At 64.7% G+C, this 19,741-nt stretch carries 20 protein-coding genes; 8 read left to right on the top strand and 12 right to left on the bottom strand.

Going from position 1 to position 19,741, the window contains the following annotated elements; all coding sequences use genetic code 11:
• Window positions 1-10: 10 nt before the first annotated feature.
• Together JOD78_RS20800 and JOD78_RS20805 are read left to right on the top strand one after the other, a co-directional pair.
• A complete protein-coding gene (locus tag JOD78_RS20800; protein WP_039787035.1) occupies window positions 11-793 on the top strand; it encodes an IclR family transcriptional regulator C-terminal domain-containing protein in 783 nt (260 codons plus the stop codon).
• Window positions 794-818: 25 nt separating this feature from the next.
• Window positions 819-1,631 carry an IclR family transcriptional regulator C-terminal domain-containing protein gene (locus tag JOD78_RS20805; protein ID WP_209567547.1) on the top strand — a complete coding sequence of 271 codons (813 nt, stop codon included), beginning with the start codon at window positions 819-821 and terminating at the stop codon, window positions 1,629-1,631.
• A 21-nt stretch (window positions 1,632-1,652) separates the two neighbouring features.
• Here the strand turns inward: JOD78_RS20805 and nfsB are convergent, their stop codons facing one another.
• Together nfsB and JOD78_RS20815 are read right to left on the bottom strand one after the other, a co-directional pair.
• The gene (gene nfsB / locus JOD78_RS20810; RefSeq protein WP_209567549.1) at window positions 1,653-2,306 is read right to left on the bottom strand and encodes an oxygen-insensitive NAD(P)H nitroreductase; all 654 of its coding nucleotides are present in this window, start codon (window positions 2,304-2,306) and stop codon (window positions 1,653-1,655) included.
• The gene (locus JOD78_RS20815; protein ID WP_209567551.1) at window positions 2,281-2,514 is read right to left on the bottom strand and encodes a hypothetical protein; all 234 of its coding nucleotides are present in this window, start codon (window positions 2,512-2,514) and stop codon (window positions 2,281-2,283) included. The genes nfsB and JOD78_RS20815 overlap by 26 nt, the downstream gene beginning before the upstream one ends.
• Between JOD78_RS20815 and JOD78_RS20820 the strand changes: the two genes are divergently transcribed.
• On the top strand, window positions 2,513-3,418 hold the full coding sequence (locus JOD78_RS20820; RefSeq protein ID WP_034330560.1) for a LysR family transcriptional regulator: 906 nt from the start codon (window positions 2,513-2,515) through the stop codon (window positions 3,416-3,418). The genes JOD78_RS20815 and JOD78_RS20820 overlap by 2 nt on opposite strands.
• A gap of 10 nt (window positions 3,419-3,428) precedes the next feature.
• Here JOD78_RS20820 and JOD78_RS20825 read toward each other — a convergent pair whose 3' ends face one another.
• From JOD78_RS20825 to JOD78_RS20855, 7 genes are all read right to left on the bottom strand, one after another.
• The gene (locus tag JOD78_RS20825; protein ID WP_121043695.1) at window positions 3,429-4,388 is read right to left on the bottom strand and encodes a DMT family transporter; all 960 of its coding nucleotides are present in this window, start codon (window positions 4,386-4,388) and stop codon (window positions 3,429-3,431) included.
• A gap of 307 nt (window positions 4,389-4,695) precedes the next feature.
• Window positions 4,696-6,276, bottom strand: coding sequence for a methyl-accepting chemotaxis protein (locus JOD78_RS20830; protein ID WP_209534335.1), 1,581 nt, complete (start codon window positions 6,274-6,276; stop codon window positions 4,696-4,698).
• A 192-nt stretch (window positions 6,277-6,468) separates the two neighbouring features.
• Complete coding sequence (hydA, locus tag JOD78_RS20835) at window positions 6,469-7,893, bottom strand: dihydropyrimidinase (protein WP_209567553.1); 1,425 nt, start codon at window positions 7,891-7,893, stop codon at window positions 6,469-6,471.
• A 120-nt stretch (window positions 7,894-8,013) separates the two neighbouring features.
• Complete coding sequence (locus JOD78_RS20840; RefSeq protein ID WP_039787027.1) at window positions 8,014-8,742, bottom strand: aspartate/glutamate racemase family protein; 729 nt, start codon at window positions 8,740-8,742, stop codon at window positions 8,014-8,016.
• Between the two features lie 11 nt (window positions 8,743-8,753).
• Window positions 8,754-9,545: an ABC transporter ATP-binding protein gene (locus JOD78_RS20845; RefSeq protein WP_034330555.1), complete on the bottom strand. Its 792-nt coding sequence runs from the start codon at window positions 9,543-9,545 to the stop codon at window positions 8,754-8,756.
• A gap of 31 nt (window positions 9,546-9,576) precedes the next feature.
• Window positions 9,577-10,392 (bottom strand): ABC transporter permease, encoded by an 816-nt coding sequence (locus tag JOD78_RS20850; protein WP_209567556.1) that lies wholly within the window; start codon window positions 10,390-10,392, stop codon window positions 9,577-9,579.
• A gap of 31 nt (window positions 10,393-10,423) precedes the next feature.
• Window positions 10,424-11,464: an ABC transporter substrate-binding protein gene (locus JOD78_RS20855; protein ID WP_166675085.1), complete on the bottom strand. Its 1,041-nt coding sequence runs from the start codon at window positions 11,462-11,464 to the stop codon at window positions 10,424-10,426.
• A gap of 339 nt (window positions 11,465-11,803) precedes the next feature.
• Here JOD78_RS20855 and JOD78_RS20860 point away from each other — a divergent pair, with 339 nt between their 5' ends.
• The 5 genes from JOD78_RS20860 (at window position 11,804) to JOD78_RS20880 (ending at window position 15,520) form a co-directional block, all read left to right on the top strand.
• Window positions 11,804-12,568 carry a GntR family transcriptional regulator gene (locus JOD78_RS20860; protein ID WP_209567558.1) on the top strand — a complete coding sequence of 255 codons (765 nt, stop codon included), beginning with the start codon at window positions 11,804-11,806 and terminating at the stop codon, window positions 12,566-12,568.
• Window positions 12,569-12,606: 38 nt separating this feature from the next.
• Entirely contained in the window at window positions 12,607-13,389 is a 783-nt protein-coding gene (locus JOD78_RS20865) for an enoyl-CoA hydratase (protein ID WP_204725955.1), read from the top strand.
• A 109-nt stretch (window positions 13,390-13,498) separates the two neighbouring features.
• The gene (locus tag JOD78_RS20870; protein ID WP_121043704.1) at window positions 13,499-14,362 is read left to right on the top strand and encodes a TorF family putative porin; all 864 of its coding nucleotides are present in this window, start codon (window positions 13,499-13,501) and stop codon (window positions 14,360-14,362) included.
• Between the two features lie 48 nt (window positions 14,363-14,410).
• A complete protein-coding gene (locus JOD78_RS20875; RefSeq protein ID WP_209567561.1) occupies window positions 14,411-14,818 on the top strand; it encodes a hypothetical protein in 408 nt (135 codons plus the stop codon).
• A 105-nt stretch (window positions 14,819-14,923) separates the two neighbouring features.
• Window positions 14,924-15,520, top strand: coding sequence for a hypothetical protein (locus JOD78_RS20880; RefSeq protein WP_227022735.1), 597 nt, complete (start codon window positions 14,924-14,926; stop codon window positions 15,518-15,520).
• Window positions 15,521-15,538: 18 nt separating this feature from the next.
• On the opposite strand, the gene JOD78_RS20885 is transcribed toward JOD78_RS20880, so the two are convergent.
• The 3 genes from JOD78_RS20885 to kdpC all read right to left on the bottom strand — a co-directional run bounded on the left by JOD78_RS20885 (window position 15,539) and on the right by kdpC (window position 19,718).
• A complete protein-coding gene (locus JOD78_RS20885) occupies window positions 15,539-16,249 on the bottom strand; it encodes a response regulator (RefSeq protein WP_039787013.1) in 711 nt (236 codons plus the stop codon).
• Between the two features lie 9 nt (window positions 16,250-16,258).
• Entirely contained in the window at window positions 16,259-19,015 is a 2,757-nt protein-coding gene (locus JOD78_RS20890) for a sensor histidine kinase KdpD (protein ID WP_209567563.1), read from the bottom strand.
• 91 nt (window positions 19,016-19,106) lie between these two features.
• Window positions 19,107-19,718 (bottom strand): potassium-transporting ATPase subunit KdpC, encoded by a 612-nt coding sequence (gene kdpC, locus JOD78_RS20895; RefSeq protein ID WP_121043713.1) that lies wholly within the window; start codon window positions 19,716-19,718, stop codon window positions 19,107-19,109.
• Window positions 19,719-19,741 lie beyond the last annotated feature (23 nt).

Consider the following 19,741-nt stretch of genomic DNA (forward strand, 5'->3'; position numbering starts at 1 on the left):
TTTTTTTACGATGATCGACCAAAACTCGGTAGAACTGGACATCCAGAAGCGAGACCTGATCGAAGGATTGATGAAGGGTTTTGACGTCATCACGGCCTTCACCAGCGAGTCGCCGCAGCTGACCGCCAGCGAAGTGGCCGAGCGCGTGGGCCTGACCCGCAGCGCTGCGCGCCGCTATCTCCTGACGCTGGTGCATACCGGCATGGCGGCCTCGGACGGCAAGAAATTCTGGCTCATGCCGCGCCTGTTGAACCTGGGCCAGTCCTATCTGGAATCGGCCCGCGTGCCGCGCGCGGTGGTGCCCTTCCTGCAGCGACTGACGCAGCAGCTGCAGGAGTCCACCAACTTCTCGCTGCTCGATGGCGACGAGATCGTCTACGTCACCCGCGTCACGGCCGCGCAGCTGGTCAATGCCGGTTTCGAACCCGGCACGCGCCTGCCGGCCTACACCACCACGGCCGGCCGGGTGCTGCTGGGCATGCGCGAGGATGCGGAGATCACCGCCTATCTCGACCGCGTGACCCTGATCCCGCACACCCACATGGCCATGACCGACAAGGCCGCGCTCTTTGCCGAGATCGTCACCATGCGCAAGCAGGGTTACGGCATTACCGAGAACCAGTTCGAGATGGGCATGCGCGGCATCGCCATCCCGGTGAAGAACCGCAATGGCCGCGTCATCGGCGCCCTGAGCGTGACCTCCAACATCGCCGCCTGCTCGCGCGAGGACGCCATCGCGCGCGGCGTGCCGGCCCTGCAGACCACGGCCAACACGCTGATGATGTGGGTATGAGGACCATGCACAAGAGGAATCCGCGATGAGCGATGTGGAGAAAATCGACGCGCCGGAAGAGGGCAGCGAGGCCGGCGAAGGCGGCCTGGCCCGGCGCGACTGGATCGCCGGACTGGAGAAGGGCTTGCTGATCCTGGAGGCCTTCGACTACGACAACCAGCGCATGACCTCGGCGCAAGTGGCGGCCCGCACCGGGCTTTCGCGCACGGCCGCGCGGCGCTACCTGCTCACGCTGGAACACCTGGGCTACCTGCACAGCGAAGGCAAGACCTTCGCCCTGACGCCCAGGGTGCTGAAAGTGGGCTGGTCGTATTTCGATTCGGCACCGCTGCCGCGCATCCTGCAACCGCACCTGCAGCAGATCACCGGGCAGACCGGCGAGGCCGTCTATGCCAGCGTGCTCGATGGCTGGGACCTGGTCTTCATCGCGCGCAATGGTACTTCACGCGTAATGACCACCGGCTTCGTGCTGGGCGCACGGGTGCCGGCGCAACTGGCCTCCCCGGGCATCGTGATGCTGGGTGCGCTGCCCGAGCAGCAGGTGCGCGAGTGGCTGGCCACCTGTGCCATGACGCCCTTCACGCCGCACACCATCACCGATCCGGATCGCCTCTACGAATTGATCGCACAGGCGCGCCAGCAGGGTTATGCGTTGGTGGAGCAGCAATTGCAGACGGGAGTACGCGGCATTGCGGTGCCGCTCAAGAATCGGCATGCCAAGGTGGTGGGTGCGCTCAGTCTCAGTTTTCCGCTGGCAGTGGAATCGCAGGAACAAACACTGGCGCGCGTGCTGCCCGCTTTGCAGCAGGCAGCCAATGCGCTGATCCATCAGGTGTGAGGGACCAGCGCGTGCTGCCGATTACAGGTCGGTGAAGACGGTCTCGGCCGCCAGGCGCGACTTCGGCAGCTTGGCGTTGAAGTCATCGGCACCGCTGTAGCCCAGGCTCACCAGCACGACACTGCTGAAGCCCTTTTCGCGCAGGCCCAGTTCTTCGTCCAGCACCTTGGCATTGAAACCTTCCATCGGCACCGCATCCACTTCCAGTTCGGCCGCGCCCAGCAGCAGCGTGCCCAGCGCCAGGTAGACCTGCTTTTCCATCCAGTGCTGGGCATCCTTCAGTTCATAGCGATGCAGGTTGCTGTAGAGCAGGCGCGAACCGCGCTGGCCGGCCTTGGCCTCGGCGTTGACGAAACGGCCGTCGGCTTCTTCCTTTTCCAGCAGGGCTTCCAGGTGCGGTTCGCTGATGCCGGTGCGGGCGCACAGCACCAGGACATGCGAGGCGTTGAGGATCTTGGGCAGGTTGTAGGGATAACCGGCTTCGGCAGCCTTGCCGATGCGGGCCTTGGCGGCATCGCTGGAAGCCACCACGAAATGCCAGGGCTGCGAATTCACCGAGGACGGGGCCAGGCGCAGCAGCTCGCGCAGTTCGGCGATGATGTTCTCGGGAACCTTGCGGCTGGGATCGAAGGCCTTGGTGGAGTGGCGTTTACGGGCGGCGTGGAGCAGGCTCATGGGGGTTCCTTGCGTTTAATGGTGTTGGCGTTGAGCATTCAATTTTGCTTAATGCTCTGAAATGCGCATCAATGATCGACTGCGGCTTGAATGACATCATCGGGCAGGATGCGGTTTCAAAAAAGCGGAGCGTGGCAGAAACATTTTCAAAAATAAATTGAAAGTAGAATGAGCGCTTTGATTCGTCTTCTTCATCGTTCCCGCTCATGATCCGCCTGGAAGACCTCGCCATCTTCGTCTGTGCCGCCGACAACGGCAGCCTCTCCGCCGCTGCCCGCCAGCACGATGTGACGCCGGCCGTGGCCAGTGCCGCCATGAAGCGCCTCGAAGGCGAACTCGGTGCCCGCCTGCTGGCGCGCTCCACCCGCAGCCTGCGCCTGACACCCGATGGCGAACGCTACCTGCAATACGCCCGCAACGTGCTGGCCGAAGTCAATGCCGGACGCGATGCGGTGGCCCATGGCCGGCGCGTGGTCGGCGGCAACCTGTCACTGTCGGTGCCCTCCGATCTCGGGCGCAACCTGATGTGCCAGTGGCTCGATGAATTCCTCGCCCAGCATCCGGCAGTGAGCCTGCAGGTACGCATCAGCGACCGCGTGGCTGACATGTTCCGCCAGCCGGTGGAAGTAGCCATCCGCTACAGCCCGCCGGAAGATTCCAGCCTGGTGGCCCTGCCCCTGGCCCCGGACAACCGCCGCGTGCTGTGCGCCTCGCCCGATTACCTGGCTCGCCACGGCCGCCCGCGCACGCCGGCCGACCTGCGCCAGCACAATTGCCTGCGCTATCTGCTGTCGGACATGCTGCATTCGCAATGGACCTTCTTCAAGGACGGTACGCCGGTACAAGTGCAGGTCAGCGGCGACCGCGTCTGCGACGATGGCGAACTGGTACACCGCTGGGCCGTGGAGGGCCGGGGCATTGCCTACAAGTCGCGGCTGGACGTGCTGGCCGACCTGCGCAACGGAAAACTGGAAGCGCTGATGGAGGATTACCAGGGCGAGGCGTCACCGCTGAACCTGGTCTGCACGCATCGCATGAGCCTCTCGCCCACCGTGCGTGCCCTGCGTGAATTGCTCGGTGAGCGCGTTGCGCGTTATCTCACCGATCGCTAGTCAGAAAACATCAAGCCTTGCTGAGCACGCGGCGCAAACCCAGCGACGGCAGCGCCGGCAACACCAGGCCCAGGCACAGCAGGCCCATGCCCAGCAGCAGGTCCGCCGAGAGCGTCTCGCCGAAGATCAGCGAGGACAGCGTCAGGCCCACCACCGGCACCCCCAGCATGCACACCGACACCGTCACCGGCGAGAGGCGCTGGGTCATCTGCAGCACGATCAGGAAGGTCAGCGCAGTAGCCAGCGGACCGGTGTAGGCAATCACGCCCCAGGAGTGCGGATCGGCCAGGAAGGTCGGTGCACCGTCCACCAGCAGCGCCAGCACGCACAGCGGCACGGCGGCCACCAGGGTCTGCCAGGGCAGCAGGTCGAAGTCCAGCTTCACGCCCGGCGTCATCTTGATCTGCAGGATGTTCATGGCCCAGGACAGCGACGCCGCGCCCAGCATCAGGTAGCCGATCATGCTGTGCATGTCCGCATGCAGCAGTGCCGGCAGCACGATCACGGCCATGCCCGCATAGCTGCAGACGGTGGCCAGCGATTGCTGGGTGCTCAGCTTGTGCTTCAACACCAGGGCTGCGCCCGGCACCACCCAGATCGAGGTGGCATAGGCGATCAGCGAAGCGCGGCCCGGCATGACGAAGTGCAGCGCGCCGGTCACCAGCGCCGTGAACAGGCCCATCTGCAGCACGCCCACCCCGGCCACCACCGGCCACTCCTGGCGGGTGGGCAGGCGCAGCTTGCCGAGGGCTGCGGCGATGATGAAACTGAGGATGGCCGCCGACAGGAAACGGCTGGCCGCAAACCACAGCGGCGGGATGAACTGGCTGCCGAACTTCATCACCGGCCAGTTGCCGCCCCAGATGCAGATCGCCACCACCACGCACACCAGGAACAGCCGGCTCATCGGCTGCGGCCGGGAGGAAGCGGGGCTGGCGGATCGGGCGGGTGCGGCAATGGCGGTGGACATCAGGGGCTCCAGAGGGGAAACGGCGCGTTGCAGCAGGCATGCTGCAGCGCATCCAAACGGCTCCCATGGTAGAGAAGAGGCGGCCAATAGTGCTGCCGTATTTGATGGCAGGAAACGCTCCTGGCAGCACTTTCTGCTGCCAAATCGTGTTTTTGAAAATTATTTATCCGCGATAACGCATTTGGTGCAGCATGCACCACTGCGGGCCGGCGAGCGCCCCATGTAAAAAGGGCGGCCTGCCGTCCCGCAGCAACCGCCCCGCTTTTGGTCGATGTGAAGGAAAAAGCGGCCAGGCGGCCGACCAGCCTCAGCGCACGGCCAAGCCCCCCTGCCCCGGTCGATCCAGGGTGAAGACCCCGACCAGATTGACCAGCTTGTCCGCCTGCTCCTGCAGCGACTGCGCGGCGGCGGCGGCCTGTTCCACCAGGGCGGCATTCTGCTGGGTGGTTTCATCCATCTGGGTGATGGCTTCACCGACCTGTTCGATGCCGGCGCTCTGCTCGTGGCTGGCGGTGGCGATCTCGCTGACGACCGTGGAGACGCCCTGGATGCTGGCCACCACTTCCTGCATGGTCTGCCCGGCCTGCTGCACCAGGTGGGTACCGGCATCGACCTTGCCGACCGAGTCATCGATCAGCTGCTTGATCTCCTTGGCGGCAGCGGCCGAACGCTGGGCCAGCGAGCGCACTTCGGAAGCGACGACGGCAAAGCCGCGCCCCTGCTCACCGGCGCGCGCCGCTTCCACGGCGGCATTCAGGGCCAGGATATTGGTCTGGAAGGCGATGCCGTCGATGACGCTGATGATGTCCACGATCTTGCGCGAGGAGGCATTGATGGAGGCCATGGTCTGCACCACCTGCCCCACCACTTCGCCGCCCTGGATCGCCACCTTGGCAGCCCCCGAGGCCAGCTCGTTGGCGTGCTGGGCATTGGCGGCGTTCTGCTTGACGGTGGAGGTCAGCTCTTCCATCGCGGAGGCAGTCTCCTCCAGCGAACCGGCCTGCTGCTCGGTGCGGTTGGAGAGGTCCATGTTGCCGTTGGCGATTTCATCGACCGAGGTCTTGATGGAGGTGGTCGCGCCCTGGATGCCCTGCACGGTATCGACCAGGCGGTCACGCGTGTAGGCCACGGCCGCCACCAGGCTGTGCTGGTCGCCGCCGCTGGTGCGGATGGTGCCGGTGAGGTCGCCGCCGGCGATCTTGCGGGCCATCTCGGCGGCTTCGGCGGGCTCGCCGCCGATGGAGCGGAAGATGTTGCGCGAGACCAGTCCGGCGATGATGGACAGCAGCACGCCCAAGGCCACCAGTACCACGACGGCCTGTACCAGGGCGCGGCGGAAGTCGGCCTCGATGTCATCGGAATAGACGCTGCAGATCAGGTCCCAATTCCAAGGCTTGAAACGCTTGACGAAGCCCATCTTGGGACTCGGCTTGTCGCTGCCGGGGCGCGGCCACCAGTATTCGAGGAAACCCTTGCCGGCCGGCGAGGCACCGGCTGCGGCGATCATCTTGTAGAGCTCGTTGCCCTTGGCATCCTTGAAGGAGAGCATGTTGCGGCCATCGAGCTTGGTGTTGATGGGATGCATGACGATGGTGGAGTCCGCGCCCACCAGGGTGGCGTAGCCGTCGCCGGTATAGCGCTGGTCGCGCACGCGGGCGATGGCGCCTTGCTGCGCCTCGGCGCGGGAGAGCTTGCCGTCGGCCTCCAGCTTGGCGAAGCCGGCCACGGTGGTATAGGCCATTTCGGTCACGTCCTCCAGGCCGCGCTGGCGTTCGGCGATCTGCAGGTCACGGGTCTGGTAGGCGTGCCAGACGGAGAGGAACAGCAAGGCTATCCAGGAAAACACCAGGGGTAGCCAGAGTTTTTTCTTCAGCGAGAGTCGATTCATCATGGGCGTGGAGGCGTGGTCGTTGTCGGAAATGTCGAACGGAACGTCATTGGCGGGAATGACACGACCACGCGGCCCCAGCTTGCCGCCAGGCAATGCATGGCGATCCTCCCCCCATGCAGATTACGGCTTGCAACACGCGCGCTAAAGGCCAAACTGACAATTAATCGATAAATTATTTATAAATTCCTGTTATTCAGGAATCTGCACCTTGGGCCGGGCCGGATCCGGCAAGCCGCAGGGGAGGAATTGCCCGCGCCCCGGTGTGCCCAGTACCTCACCATCGCGCCAGACAATCTCGCCGCGTGAGAGCGTGAGCACCGGCCAGCCCGTCAGCTGCATGCCTTCATAGGGGGTGTAGTCGACGTCGTGATGGAGCATGCTGTTGCTGACCGTGACCTGGCGATGCGGATCCCAGACGGCGATGTCGGCATCGCTGCCGATGGCAATGGTGCCCTTGCGCGGATAAAGGCCATACATCTTGGCCGGGTCGGTGGCGGTCAGGGCCACGAAGCGGTTGAGATCGATGCGGCCCTTGCCCACGCCTTCGGAGAACAGGATGGGCATGCGCGTCTCCAGTCCCGGCGTGCCATTGGGGATGTAGCGGAACGGCACCTCCTTGCCGCCCGGCTTCTTGCCTTGCGGATCTTCATAGCGGAAGGGCGCATGGTCCGAAGAGAACACCGTGAACAGCCCGCTGGCCAGGCCATCCCAGACATATTGCTGGTTGGCCTTGTCGCGCGGCGGCGGGCTGCAGACGCACTTGGCACCGTGGTAGCCGTCATCGAGGTGATCCGCCGTCAGCACCAGGTATTGCGGGCAGGTCTCGGCGTGGATGCGCAGGCCGTGGCCGTGCGCCCAGCGGATCTGTTCGATGGCTTCGCGGCCGGAGACATGCACGATCAGGATGGGCACATCCACCAGCTCCGAGAGCGCAATGGCGCGATGGGTGGCTTCGCGCTCCACCATCATCGGGCGCGAGTGGGCGTGATATTTGGGCGCGGTCAGGCCGGCCTCTTCCAGCTGCTCGGTGAGCCAGCCGATGCAGTCGGCGTTTTCCGCATGCACCATGACCAGCGCGCCTTCCCGCCGCGCCAGCGCCAGCAGGTCGAGGATCTGGCGGTCATTGAGCTTGAGATCGTCATAGGTCATGTAGATCTTGAAGGAGGTATAGCCCTCGCGCACCAGTTGCGGCAGTTCGTTCTTGAGCACCTCTTCGCTGGGGTCGCTGACGATCATGTGGAAGGCATAGTCGATCACCGCCTTGCCCTCGGCGCGGCGATGATAATCCTCCACCGCCGCGCGCAGCGAGCCGCCCTTGGCCTGGGCCGCAAACGGGATCACCGTGGTGGTGCCGCCGCAGGCGGCCGAGATGGTGCCGCTGCGGAAATCGTCGGCCATGCGCAGGCCCTCTTCCATCGGCTGGTCCAGGTGGCAATGCGCATCCACGCCGCCGGGCAGCACCAGCTTGCCGCTGGCATCGATCTCCTCGCGGCCGGGCGGCAGGCCCCGTCCCAGCATGGCGACCTTGCCGTCCTTGATGCCGACGTCGCATTGCATGATGTCGGAGGCCGTTGCAACAGTGCCGTTGCGGATCACCAGGTCAAAGCTGTCCATCCGTATTCCTTTCGAACAAGCGTGGTTCACCCCGCGCCGCCGGCCTGCGCCGGGGCGTGAGACTGAAGATGAAAATGGAAGAGGCCGCCGATGCGGCCGGTGCCCGCGCCAGCGTGAGCGTTAGCGCACGTCGCGGAACAGGCTGCCCCAGCCGCGAATGCGCGAGGGATCCGCACCGGCCTGCTGCAGCGATTTCCACACCACGGTGGAGATGGTGTCGTAGATCGGGATGCCGACCTCGCGCTCCAGTTCTTCCACCAGCGGCGCTCCGCGCAGGTTGGTGCAGAAGATGGTGATGGCCTGCGGCTTGTCTTTGGCCACCTCATGCACCATGGCGCGCAGCTCTTGCGCGCCCACTTCGGAGAAGGAGAAATTGTCCTGCTTGCGCAGGTGGCGTTCGGAGACGCACTCCAGGCCCGAGGCCGCATAGTTTTTGATGATGGCGGCCTGCACGTCGTCCAGGTAAGGCGTGACCAGCCCGAAACGCTTCACCCCGGTGAGATCGAAGATCTCGTTCAGGGCCAGCACCGAGGTGCAGGCCGGAATGCCGGTGGCTTCGGTAATGCGGCGGCACAGGCGCTCATCGGCATCGAAACCCAGCCAGCCCGAGGACGTGCCATTCCACGCGATGCTGCCGACCTTGGCATGCGAGAGCAGTTCGGCTGCGCGCAGGATTTCACTATCGTCGAACTGCGCCAGCGCCTGGTTGGACAGCGCGATCTCGGTCACGCGGAAGCGGCCGAAGTGGGCGCTGGCTTCCGGGATGTCGGCCAGCATGGCGGTGGTGACCGGCTCCAGCGTGGTGTTGGAGGACGGCGTGAGCATGCCGAGCAGGGTGCGGGGGATCATCTTGTTTCCTTTCAGGCTGCCAGCAGTGCAGCGTCGGCATGGGCCAGCGCCGATTCCTCGCGGATCAGGCTCAGCACGTGGCGTTTGTACTGGTTGAATTCGGGCGTGGTGGTATCGCGCGGACGCGGCAGGTCGATGTCGATCAGCTCGCGCATGCGGCCAGGACGATGCGTCATCACCGCCACCTTGGTGGCCAGGATCAGGGCTTCGTCGACGCTGTGGGTGACGAAGACGATGGTGCCCTCGTAGCGCTGCCACAGGGCCACCAGTTCTTCCTGCATTTCCATCTTGGTCTGCGCATCGAGGGCGGCGAAGGGTTCGTCCATCAGGATCACCGAGGGGTTCTGCAACAGCGCGCGGGCAATGCCGACACGCTGCGCCATGCCGCCCGAGAGTTCGCTCGGATAGTGGTTCTCGAAGCCCTTGAGCTTGACCGTCTCGATGAAGGGCTGGGCCGCCGCGCGCCGCTCGGCCGCACTCTTGCCCTGCAGCTTGAGCGAGAAGGCGACGTTGTCCCACACCGGCAGCCAGGGCATGAGGTTGGCCTGCTGAAACACCATGCCGCGATCCGCGCCGGGGCCGGTGATGGGCTTGCCGGCCACCGTGACCACGCCGCTGGTCGGGAATTCAAAACCGGCGATCATGTTCAGCAGCGTGGACTTGCCGCAACCGGAGGGGCCGAGCAGGCAGAGGAATTCCTTCTTCTCCAGACGCAGGCTCACGTGGTCGATGGCCAGCATGTCGGTGCCGCGCTTGCGGTCCTTGAAGACCTTGACGATATCGTTCAATTCGATGAATGCCATGATGCGATGTCCTTGATGGTTGAATGCGTGCTCAGGCCTTGCTCTGCACGGTGGCCACGTGCTGCCAGCGCAGCATGGAATGCATGATCTGCTTGAGGATCCAGTCGGCCAGGAAACCCAGCAGGCCGATGCTGATCATGGCCGCGATCACCAGGTCATAGCGCAGGAAGTAATACGAATCCCACAGCGCATAGCCGAGCCCGCTCTTGACGGCCACCATCTCGGCGGTGACGGTGAGCATCCAGGCGCTGCCGATGCCGATGCGCAGGCCCGCAAAGATGCTGGGCATGGCGGCCGGCAGGATCACGAAACGCAGCAACTGGCTCTGCTTGGCACCGGCCATGGCGGCTGCGCGCAGCAGATTGCGGTCGGCGGTTTTGACGCCGTGGACGGTATTCATCAGGATCGGGAAGAAGGCCCCCAGGAACACCAGGAAGATGGCCGGCTTGTTGGCGATGCCGAACCAGATGATGGCCAGCGGAATCCACGACACCGGCGGAATCGGCCGCAGCATCTGCACCGTCGGTTCGATGGTGCGCTCGACCCAGCGCCACCAGCCGATGGCCACGCCCAGGGCGATGCCCGAGAGCGCCGCGATGAGGTAGCCGGCGGTCACGCGCAGGCAGCTGGCCATGGCGTCGTAGATCCATTTGCCGCTGCTGTCCTGGGCCGCTTCATTGATGCCGAAGATCCAGTCCATCCAGGTGGCGAACACCCGCGAGGGTGCCGGCAGCAGCGAGGCCGGAATCACGCCCGAGCGGGAGAAGGCCTCCCAGAACAGCACCAGCAACAGCGGCACCGCAAAGCGCCACTTGGCTTCCGACAGGGATTGTTTCCATCCGCTCATGATGATTCCTTCAATGCTGTGGGGTGCTGGATCAATAACCCAGTTCGGTCTTGGGCTTGCCGGTCACGCTCATCAGGAAGCTGTAGTCCATGTTCTTCTCGGCCAGCGCAGACACATCGGTAGAAACGTATTTCAGGTCCTTCATCATCCCGGCGATGGCCTTGGTTTGCGTGCGGTACATGCGGTAGTCGGGATAGGCATTGTTGAGGGCTTCGGTGGCGATCTTGGGATCAAGGCCGGTGCCCTTGACGATGCTGTTGATCCAGCCCTGCTTGTCCTTCTGCAGGCCATCCACCAGCTTGACCACGGCGGCCACGGTTTCCTTGACCTCGGCCGGATGCTCCTTGATGACATCCGAACGGGTGACGATCAGGTTGGTCAGACGCCCCGCCGCCTGGTCATACGGATACGCAAAATGCTTGCCAACCCCGGTCATGCGGATCTGCGACGCGAAGGGTTCGACCGAGCAGATCAGTTCCACCTCGCCGCGCGAGAGTGCGGCGGCGTGGTCCGAGGGATTGGGGATGTTGACGAACTGCACGTCCTTGGACGGATCGATGCCGTGGCCGGCCAGTTCGCCGCGCATGTGCAGGTCCTGCGCATTGCCGCGCGAGGCGGCGATGCGGAAGGGCTTGCCTTCGGCCTTGTATTGCGCGATCAGCTTCTTGAGGCCGGCCCAGTCATCCGAGGCCAGCTTGCTGTCCTTGCCGACCAGCATCTCCGAACCGCCGTTGACCTGGCCCGACACGGCCACCAGGTCAAAGCCCTTGTCCAGACCGCTGACGTAGGCCAGGTAGGTGACCTGGGCGATGTCCACGCTCTTGGAGACCAGCGCAGTCAGCGCATCGCTGCCGGCGGTGAAGTTGATGCCTTCGATCTCCACGTTCTGCGCCAGCCCCGGCACCATGGCCATGGACATGCAATGCGCACACTTGGCATAGGCCAGCTTGATCTTGGGCTTGGCCTGGGCCATGGCCGAACCGGCGCCCAAGGTACTGCAGGCCACGAGGCCGGCCAGGGCAAGCGCCTTGAAGAACAGGCCGGAGGGGGACTTGCGGACTTGCTGTTGCATGGTTTTCTCCCAGGTGGACAATCGGAACGAATTATTTTGTGACAATCCTGTTTTCTATTGCCACCGTTTATGCAAAGCCTGTGCCAGCTTGAAAAACGCCTGTCGCACGGTTTGGGAAATCGTCCCAAATCCCTTTTGCAAAGCGCTTTCCCATAGAATTTTCCGACTTCAATTGCCGACGAGAAACGAGAGCGCACGCACCAAAGCAATCCAATCCAGCCAAGCCGGAGCACAAATCCGCCCCGCAAGAGTGCAACATTCATCACCCTATTTTGTGACAATCCATTCCCACAATTTTCCGCTATCATGGCGGGCAAACCCATGTCATCACAGAGACCCATGCGCCCGACTTCCGCCAGCAGCCCCCGCAAGAAAACCAGCAAGCACGAGCATCCGGACACCAGCCCCCTGCCCGGCCAGGCCTTCAGCGTGCGCCCGCTGGCCGGCGACGCCATCTATGAGCGCATCGTCGGGGCCATCATGGAACACCGCCTCGCGCCGGGCACCAAGCTGGTCGAGGAGAAGCTGGCCGGCATCTTCAGCGTGAACCGTACGCGGGTGCGCGAGGTGCTGGCGCGGCTGGCGCATGAGGGCCTGATCACGACCATCCCCAATCGCGGCGCCTTCGTGGCCAGCCCGACGCCGGAAGAGGCGCGCAACATCTTTGCCGCGCGCCGCCTGCTGGAACCGGCGCTGCTGCGCCACCTGTGCGAGCACACGCGGCCCGAGCACATCGCGCTGTTGCGCGCCCACGTGGCCGAAGAAGCGCAGGCCCGCGCCAGCAATGACCGGCGCGCCATCATCCGGCTCTCGGGCGAATTTCACATCCGTATCGCCGACATGGTGGACAACCCGGTGATGAGCAAGATGATGCGCGAGCTGGCATCGCTGACCTGTCTCATCATCGTGCTGTACGATTCGCCGACGGTGCCGGCCTGCACCCACGACGACCATGGCGACATCATCGACGCCATCTCCGACGGCCGCACCGAAGACGCCGTGGCGACCATGCTGGCGCACCTGCACCACATTGAAAGCGTGCTCGACATGTCCGCGCCGCAGGGCGAGGACGAAGATCTGGAAGCATTGCTGGGCATGGTGTAAGGCAACACACGGTGCCCATCACCAATGGAGGAGACAACATGCAAGACGCAAGCCAGGACCTGTTGCTGCGCCATGACGCGCAGGGCATCACCACCCTCACCCTGAACCGGCCGGCGCAATTCAATGCGCTCTCCGAAGCGATGCTGGAGGCCTTGCAGGCGCAGCTCGATGCACTGGCGCAGGACCCGCAGGTACGCTGCGTGATCCTGGCCGCCAACGGCCGCGCCTTCTGCGCCGGCCACGACCTGCGCGAGATGCGTGCCACGCCCGAGCAGGCGTATTACCAGCAATTGTTTGATCGTTGCAGCCACCTGATGCAATCCTTGCGCGCGCTGCCGGTGCCGGTCATCGCCAAGGTACAGGGACTGGCCACGGCAGCCGGCTGCCAGCTGGTGGCGGCCTGCGACCTGGCAGTGGCCAGCGAGGCTGCGCGCTTTGCGGTCTCGGGCATCAACGTCGGTTTGTTCTGTTCCACCCCGGCGGTGGCCTTGACGCGCAACCTGCCGATCAAGCGCGCCTTCGAGATGCTGGTGACCGGCAAATTCATCGATGCCGACACCGCCGCGCAATGGGGACTCATCAACCAGGCGGTGCGTGCGGATGAACTCGATGCGGCCACCGAAGCGCTGGCGCGCGAGATCTGCAGCAAGCCTGCCATCTCGATTGCGCGCGGCAAGGCCATGGTGTACCGCCAGCAGATGATGGCGCTGCCCGATGCCTATGCGCATGCAGCCGAGGTGATGGCATGCAACATCATGGATGCGGAGGCGATGGAGGGGATACAGGCGTTTCTGGAGAAGCGGCCGCCGCAGTGGGAATGAGCTGGCGCTTCTTTATGTGAAGTTTACGGGACCGGGTTCAAGTTTTACCAGGATTAAACGCCGGCGATTCTAAGCTTGCGGCTCTTCAACCCACGGAGCCACCAGCATCATGAATCGCCGCACCCAACAACACATCCAGGATCCCGCACAGCAAGACATGGCACCGCTGGGCCAGCGCCGCCTGCGCAATGCGCAACTGGCCGGTCTGGCTACCCTGGCCGCCGCCGGCGCGCTGCTGGCCATCGCCGTGATCGCACCGGCCCAGGCGCAGGAAGCCGCACCGGCCACCCCCGATGCCAACGCCTCTCCGCTGCACCTGGCCGGCAACATCGGCATCGTCAGCCAGTACGTCTTCCGCGGCACCACCCAGACCAACCAGAAACCGGCCCTGCAAGGCGGCTTCGATCTGACCCATGACAATGGCCTGTATGCCGGTGTCTGGATGTCCAACATCAGCTGGATCTCGGATACAAACCCGGCCGCCTCGGCCAGCCTCGAAGCCGATGTCTACGGCGGCTGGAAACCGGCACTCACCGACTGGCTCACCGGCGACATCGGCGTGCTGCACTACGCCTATCCCGGCAGCTATCCGGCCGGCATGACCAAACCCGATACCACCGAGGTCTACCTCGGCGTGGATGCCAAGTGGATCGCCTTCAAATATTCGTACAGCACCGGCAATACCTTCGGCAATGCCGATACGCGCGGCAGCACCTATGCCGACCTGTCCGTGACGCATGAACTCTTTGCCGGCATCACCGGACTGGCCCACATCGGCCGCCAGCGCTATACCGGCCCCAATGCGTCCAACCTCTCCTACACCGACTGGAAGCTGGGGCTCACGCGCGACTTCTCCGGCTACGTGCTGGGGCTGGCCTGGACCGGCAGCAATGCGCCCGACGCCGGCTACACCCTGCGCGGCAAGAACATCGGCAGCAACCAGTGGATCGCTTCGGTCAACAAGAGCTTCTGAGCCCTGTCCGTCTTCTGACAAGAGAACATCACAAGGAGGTGCATCATCATGCGTAGCCGTTTGCACTGGAAACGTGGCGAGGATCGCCTCCACCCGCTCTCGCCGCGCCATCTGTTCCTGCGTACCGCCCAGCGCCGGCGCTATCGCTGCGTGCTGGTGGCGCTGCTGATCTTCGTGCTCTGCGCCAGCATCGCGCCGCTCACCCAGGCCGTTGCGCCCTACCGCGCACCGGAAGACTACGGCCCCTCGCGGCAGGCCCTGCAGCACCGCGACGAGTGCCGACAGCAGATCAGTGCCTTCATGCCCGGCAAGATCGAGAGCGAGGAATTCGTGGCTCGCACCGACCACGAATACTTCCGCTACGTGGTGCGCCATGCCCTGCGGGAAGTACTCTTCATCTGCGATGCACGCACTGGCCAGATCCGCCGCCAGATTGATATCTGGGGGGATCTTTAGGTTCATATCACGCTAGAACCGCCGCCCCTCGGGCGTTTCGGTCCTGAATCCACAGCCGGGCTGGACAATCAGGCGGGCTGACGGCAAGATGCGGCATCCTTATCGATGCCCCTACTGACCGACCTGCCCATGCAAGCCGACTACGCCACCATCCTGCAGTGGATCTACCTGTTCAATTCCCTGGCCCTGGCCCAGCTGGCCCTGAAGCAACTGGGCCGACGCCGCAAGGCGCGCGCGCTGGAACAACGCTTCCGCGCCGCCCAGACCGCCGAATGGCGCAACACCGCACCTGAGTTCATGAACGCGCGGCTCGGCACCCCGCATGCCCAGGAGACGCGCGAAGACGGCACCCTGCTCTATCGCTGGCGTGGTGAACGGCACTGGCTGGAAGCGCTCTATCGCGAAGGCCGCTGCGAGAGCGTGGAGGTCTCCGATCATCTGGAAGAAAGCTTCCCGACCGTCAATACCTATTTCAACTGCGCCGTGCTGGCGGCCCTGGTCTGCGCCTGGAAATTCTCGGGACTGGCCGATGCACCGGAGCTGCCGGTGGCCGCTGCCGGCAAGCAATACCTGGCCAACTTCATCGTCTTTCTGGCCGGGGCCTGGCTGCTCTCGTTCGTGCTCAAGCGCCAGCGTCTGCTGCTCAATCTGGGCTGCATCGTGATGGTGGTACTGGCCCTGCCGCTGCTGAACTGGCCCTGAGGCCGGTTCACTTCAGTTTCATTCGGCCACCACATCGGCCACCCGATAGCCCACGCCGATTTCGGTGAGGATGTGCACCGGCTGGGCCGCATCGCGTTCCAGTTTCTGGCGCAGGCGCTGCATGTAGATGCGCAGGTAGTGGCCATCCTCCGCATGCGAAGGACCCCATCCGGCCACCAGCAATTGCCGGTGCGTGATGACGCGCCCGGCATCGCGCAGCAGGGTGGCCAGCAGACGATATTCGATCTGCGTCAGGTGCAGCGCCTCGCCGTTGCGGCTCACGCTGCGGGCCGGCAGGTCCACCACCACATCCCCAAGACGATAGCGGCCGCTGGACTGCCCTGCGCCTGACGCCCGCGCATGGCGGCGCAATTGCGCGCGCATGCGGGCCAGCAGCTCGGGCATGCCGAAGGGCTTGACCAGGTAGTCGTCGGCGCCGGCATCGAGCGCTTCCACCTTCTCGGACTCCTGCGTGCGGGCCGAGAGGATCACGATGGGCACGCTGCTCCAGTTGCGGATCTCGCTGATGACCTGCTTGCCGTCGCCATCGGGCAGCCCGAGGTCGAGGATGATGAGGTCGGGCTTGCGGGTGCCGGCTTCGGTGACGCCTTCGCGTGCGCTCTTGGCTTCGTGGACGATGAAGCCCTCCTGTTCGAGCGCACTCCTGACCAGTTTGCGGATGTGCGGATCATCTTCGATGAAGACGATGTTGCCTGCGTGTTCTTGCATGGGGTGTCCTTATTCCTCCGGCAGGGCGGGTTGCGTTTCCACCGGCAGCATGAAGCAGACGGTCGCACCCTGCCCGGCTTCCTGCGGCGCGATCCAGATGCGGCCCTGATGCGCCTCGATGATGGCACGGCAGATCGCCAAGCCCAGGCCGACGCCGGGGGTGGACGATTCATTGTCGCCGCGCGTGAATTTTTCAAAGGCGTGCTGCGTCATGGCCGGCGGAAAGCCGCGCCCGTGATCGCTCACGCAGACCTTGACCTGGGGCTGGCCATCGCTGTCTTCCACGTGCGCACTGATGGCGATGGGGCTGCCGGCAGGCGAATACTTGATGGCATTTTCCACCAGGTTGGCCAGCACCCGTTCCAGCAATACCGCGTCCACGCGCAAGAGCGGCAGGTCCGGCGCGATGCGCGTTTCCACCTGGCGCCCTTCCAATGCTTTGGAGAGCAGGCGCAGGGCCGAGCCGGTCAATTCTTCCAGTGCATTCCATTGGCGATTCAAGGTCACCACGCCTGCCTGCAGGCGCGCCATGTCCAGCAGGTTGTTCATCAGCCCGACCATCTTCTGCGACTGTTCGCTGATGGTGCGCGCCATGGCGCGAGCATCCTCATCCAGGCGCTCGTTGGCAGCCAGCACGTCGGCGCTGCCCACCAGCGAGGTCAGCGGCGTGCGCAGGTCATGCGAGATGGCCGAGAGCAGCGAATTGCGCAGGCGTTCCGATTCCATGGTCACCAGCGCATCCTGGGCCACCTCGGCATAGTGCAGGCGCTCGATGGCCATGGCGATCTGCGAGCAGAAAATTTCCAGCATCTGGCGATTCTCGGGCAGGGCCAGTTGCGCGGCAGCCAGCTGGCGCTCCTCTTCACTGGCGCCTTCGATGGCAAAGGCCAGCACGCCACGCGTGCGCATGGTGGCCGTCAGCGGCAGGTACAGCGCCGCTGCGGAGGGCAAGGTGGCCGTGCCCTTGCCGGCGGCCTGGCCGTTGTCGTAGACCCATTGCGCCACGCCCGCGTCCACGCTTTTGAGGACGTGCGGACCGCCGCTGTCCTGCTCGGGCTCGGCCAGGCGCAACTGGTCGGCGCTGTCGGGCAGGAAGAAGGCGATGCGCGCCCCGAACACGGCGGCCAGATGGCGGCGGCCGATTTCCAGGATCTGGTCCAGCGTCAGCAGCGCCGACAATTCCTTGCCCAGCATGTAGAGATTGGCGGCGCGTCCTTCACGCTGCATGGCCACGCTGGCCTGGCGGCGCAGGCGCGCCGTGAGCGAGCTGATGAACAGCGACACCGCCAGCATCACGGCCAGTGTCAGCAGGTACTGCGCGTCCGACACCGTGATGGAAAAACGCGGATCGACGAAGAAGAAATCGAAGGACAGCACCGACAGCACCGATACCAGCGCCGAAGCCGCACGGCCATAGCGCATCGCCACCAGCATCACACCGACGAGGTACAGCATGATGACGTTGGCCGGATGCAGCTTGCCATCGAGCACGAAGGCCAGCGTCGTGGTGGCCATGCAACTGGCCACGGCCCACAGCGTGCCCCGCGTGCGGCGACGGCGCGTGAGCAGGGCTTCGGCGGCGCTGGCGGCACTGTCGGTGCGGGCCTGTTCCTGCTGCACGCGGGTGCGGCTGCGGGCGATGGTGTAGAGGTCGATCTCGCCACCGCTGCGGGCGATGCGCTGGGCCAGGGTGCCGCGCGGCCAGCGCAGCAGCTGGCGCAGGCCACCCTCTTCCTGGCCGATCACCAGCTTGCCGGCATTGCGGCTGCGAGCGAATTGCAGCAACGCGGCGGACAATTCCTCACCGCTGATGCTGGCCGTTTCCGCGCCCAGGGATTGCGCCAGTTTCAGATAAGAGACCACGCGTTCGCGCGCCTCCATCGCCTGGCGCTGGCCCGGCAGATCCACGTGGACCGCCAGCCATTCGGCCTGCAGCTTGGCGGCCAGGCGGGCCGCTTCGCGGATCAGGCGTTCCTCGCCGGCACCGCTGCCGACCGCCACCACGATGCGCTCGCGCGCCTGCCACAGCTGGGCGATGGAGCGGTCGGCGCGGTACTGGCGCATGTCGGCATCGACGCGGTCGGCCGTCCGGCGCAAGGCAATCTCGCGCAGCGCGATCAGGTTGCCCTTGCGGAAAAAATGGCGCCCGGCCTTCTCGGCCTGCTGCGGCAGGTAGACCTTGCCCTGCTGCAGGCGGGCCAGCAATTCATCGGGCGGAATATCCACCAGCATGACATCGTCGGCGTCATCGAAGACATGATCGGGCACCGTCTCGAAGACGCGGATACCGGTGATCTGGCCGACCACATCGTTGAGGCTTTCGATGTGCTGCACGTTGAGGGTGGTGTAGACATCGATGCCGGCACGCAGCAGTTCGTCGATGTCCTGCCAGCGCTTGGCATGGCGCGAGCCGGGCACGTTGGAGTGCGCCAGTTCGTCGACCAGGATCACGCCGGGCTTGCGCTCCAGCGCGGCATCCAGGTCGAACTCGGGCAGCTGGCGATCACGGTAGGGCACCATGCGCATGGGCAGGCGCGCGAGGCCGCCAAGCTGGGCCTCGGTCTCGGCGCGGCCATGGGTCTCGACCACGCCGGCGATCACGTCCGTGCCTTGCGCGACCAGCGCCTGGGCGGCTTCCAGCATGGCGAAGGTCTTGCCGACACCGGCCGAGAAGCCGAAGAAGATCTTCAGGCGGCCGCGCGCCTGGCGCTCTTCGTCGCGCATCACGCGTTCCAGCAGGTCATCGGGATCGGGGCGGGTGTTCATATCGGGCGTTCAGGGTTGCTGCATTGTAGTGGCAAAAAGCCGGTGGCACGCGGGTTGCGTGCCACCGGCCATCCTGCAGACAGCGAAGGGCTTACTTGGCCGCTTCCGTCTTGGGCATGGGTGCGGCCGCATCCAGCGCCAGGTTCAGCTTGAGCACATTGACGCGCGGTTCACCGAACAGACCCCACTGCGGGGCCTCGCTGTTGACGCGCACCAGCGCACGCACCTGCTCCACCGTGATGCCACGCGCACGGGCGACGCGACCGGCCTGGTACTCGGCCGCGGCCGGGCTGATGTGCGGATCCAGGCCGCTGGCCGAGGCCGTCAGCAAGTCAATGGGAATCGCACCCTTGTTGTCCGGATCGGCTTCCTGCAAGGCCTTGGCGCGGTCTTCAGCGGCCTGCTTCAGGGCCGGGTTGGTCGGGCCCAGGTTGCTGCCGCCGGAGGCCATGCCATTGTTGGGGAAGGTACCAGCGGCCGAGGGGCGGCCCCAGAAATAAGCCGGACTGGTGAAGTTCTGGCCGATCAGTTCCGAGCCGACCACCTGGCCCTGGCGTTCGATCAGGCTGCCATTGGCCTGCTGCGGGAAGAAGGCTTGCGCCAGACCGGTCACCAGCAACGGATACAGGCCGCCCAGCAACACGCCCAACAGGATGAAAAGCGTGATGGCCGGACGCAGCGGATGGGGAGTCGAGGTTTTCATGTGACTTTCCTTGAGAGTCGTAA

It is taken from the genome of Herbaspirillum sp. 1130 (assembly GCF_017833835.1).
GTDB lineage: Bacteria > Pseudomonadota > Gammaproteobacteria > Burkholderiales > Burkholderiaceae_D > Herbaspirillum > Herbaspirillum huttiense.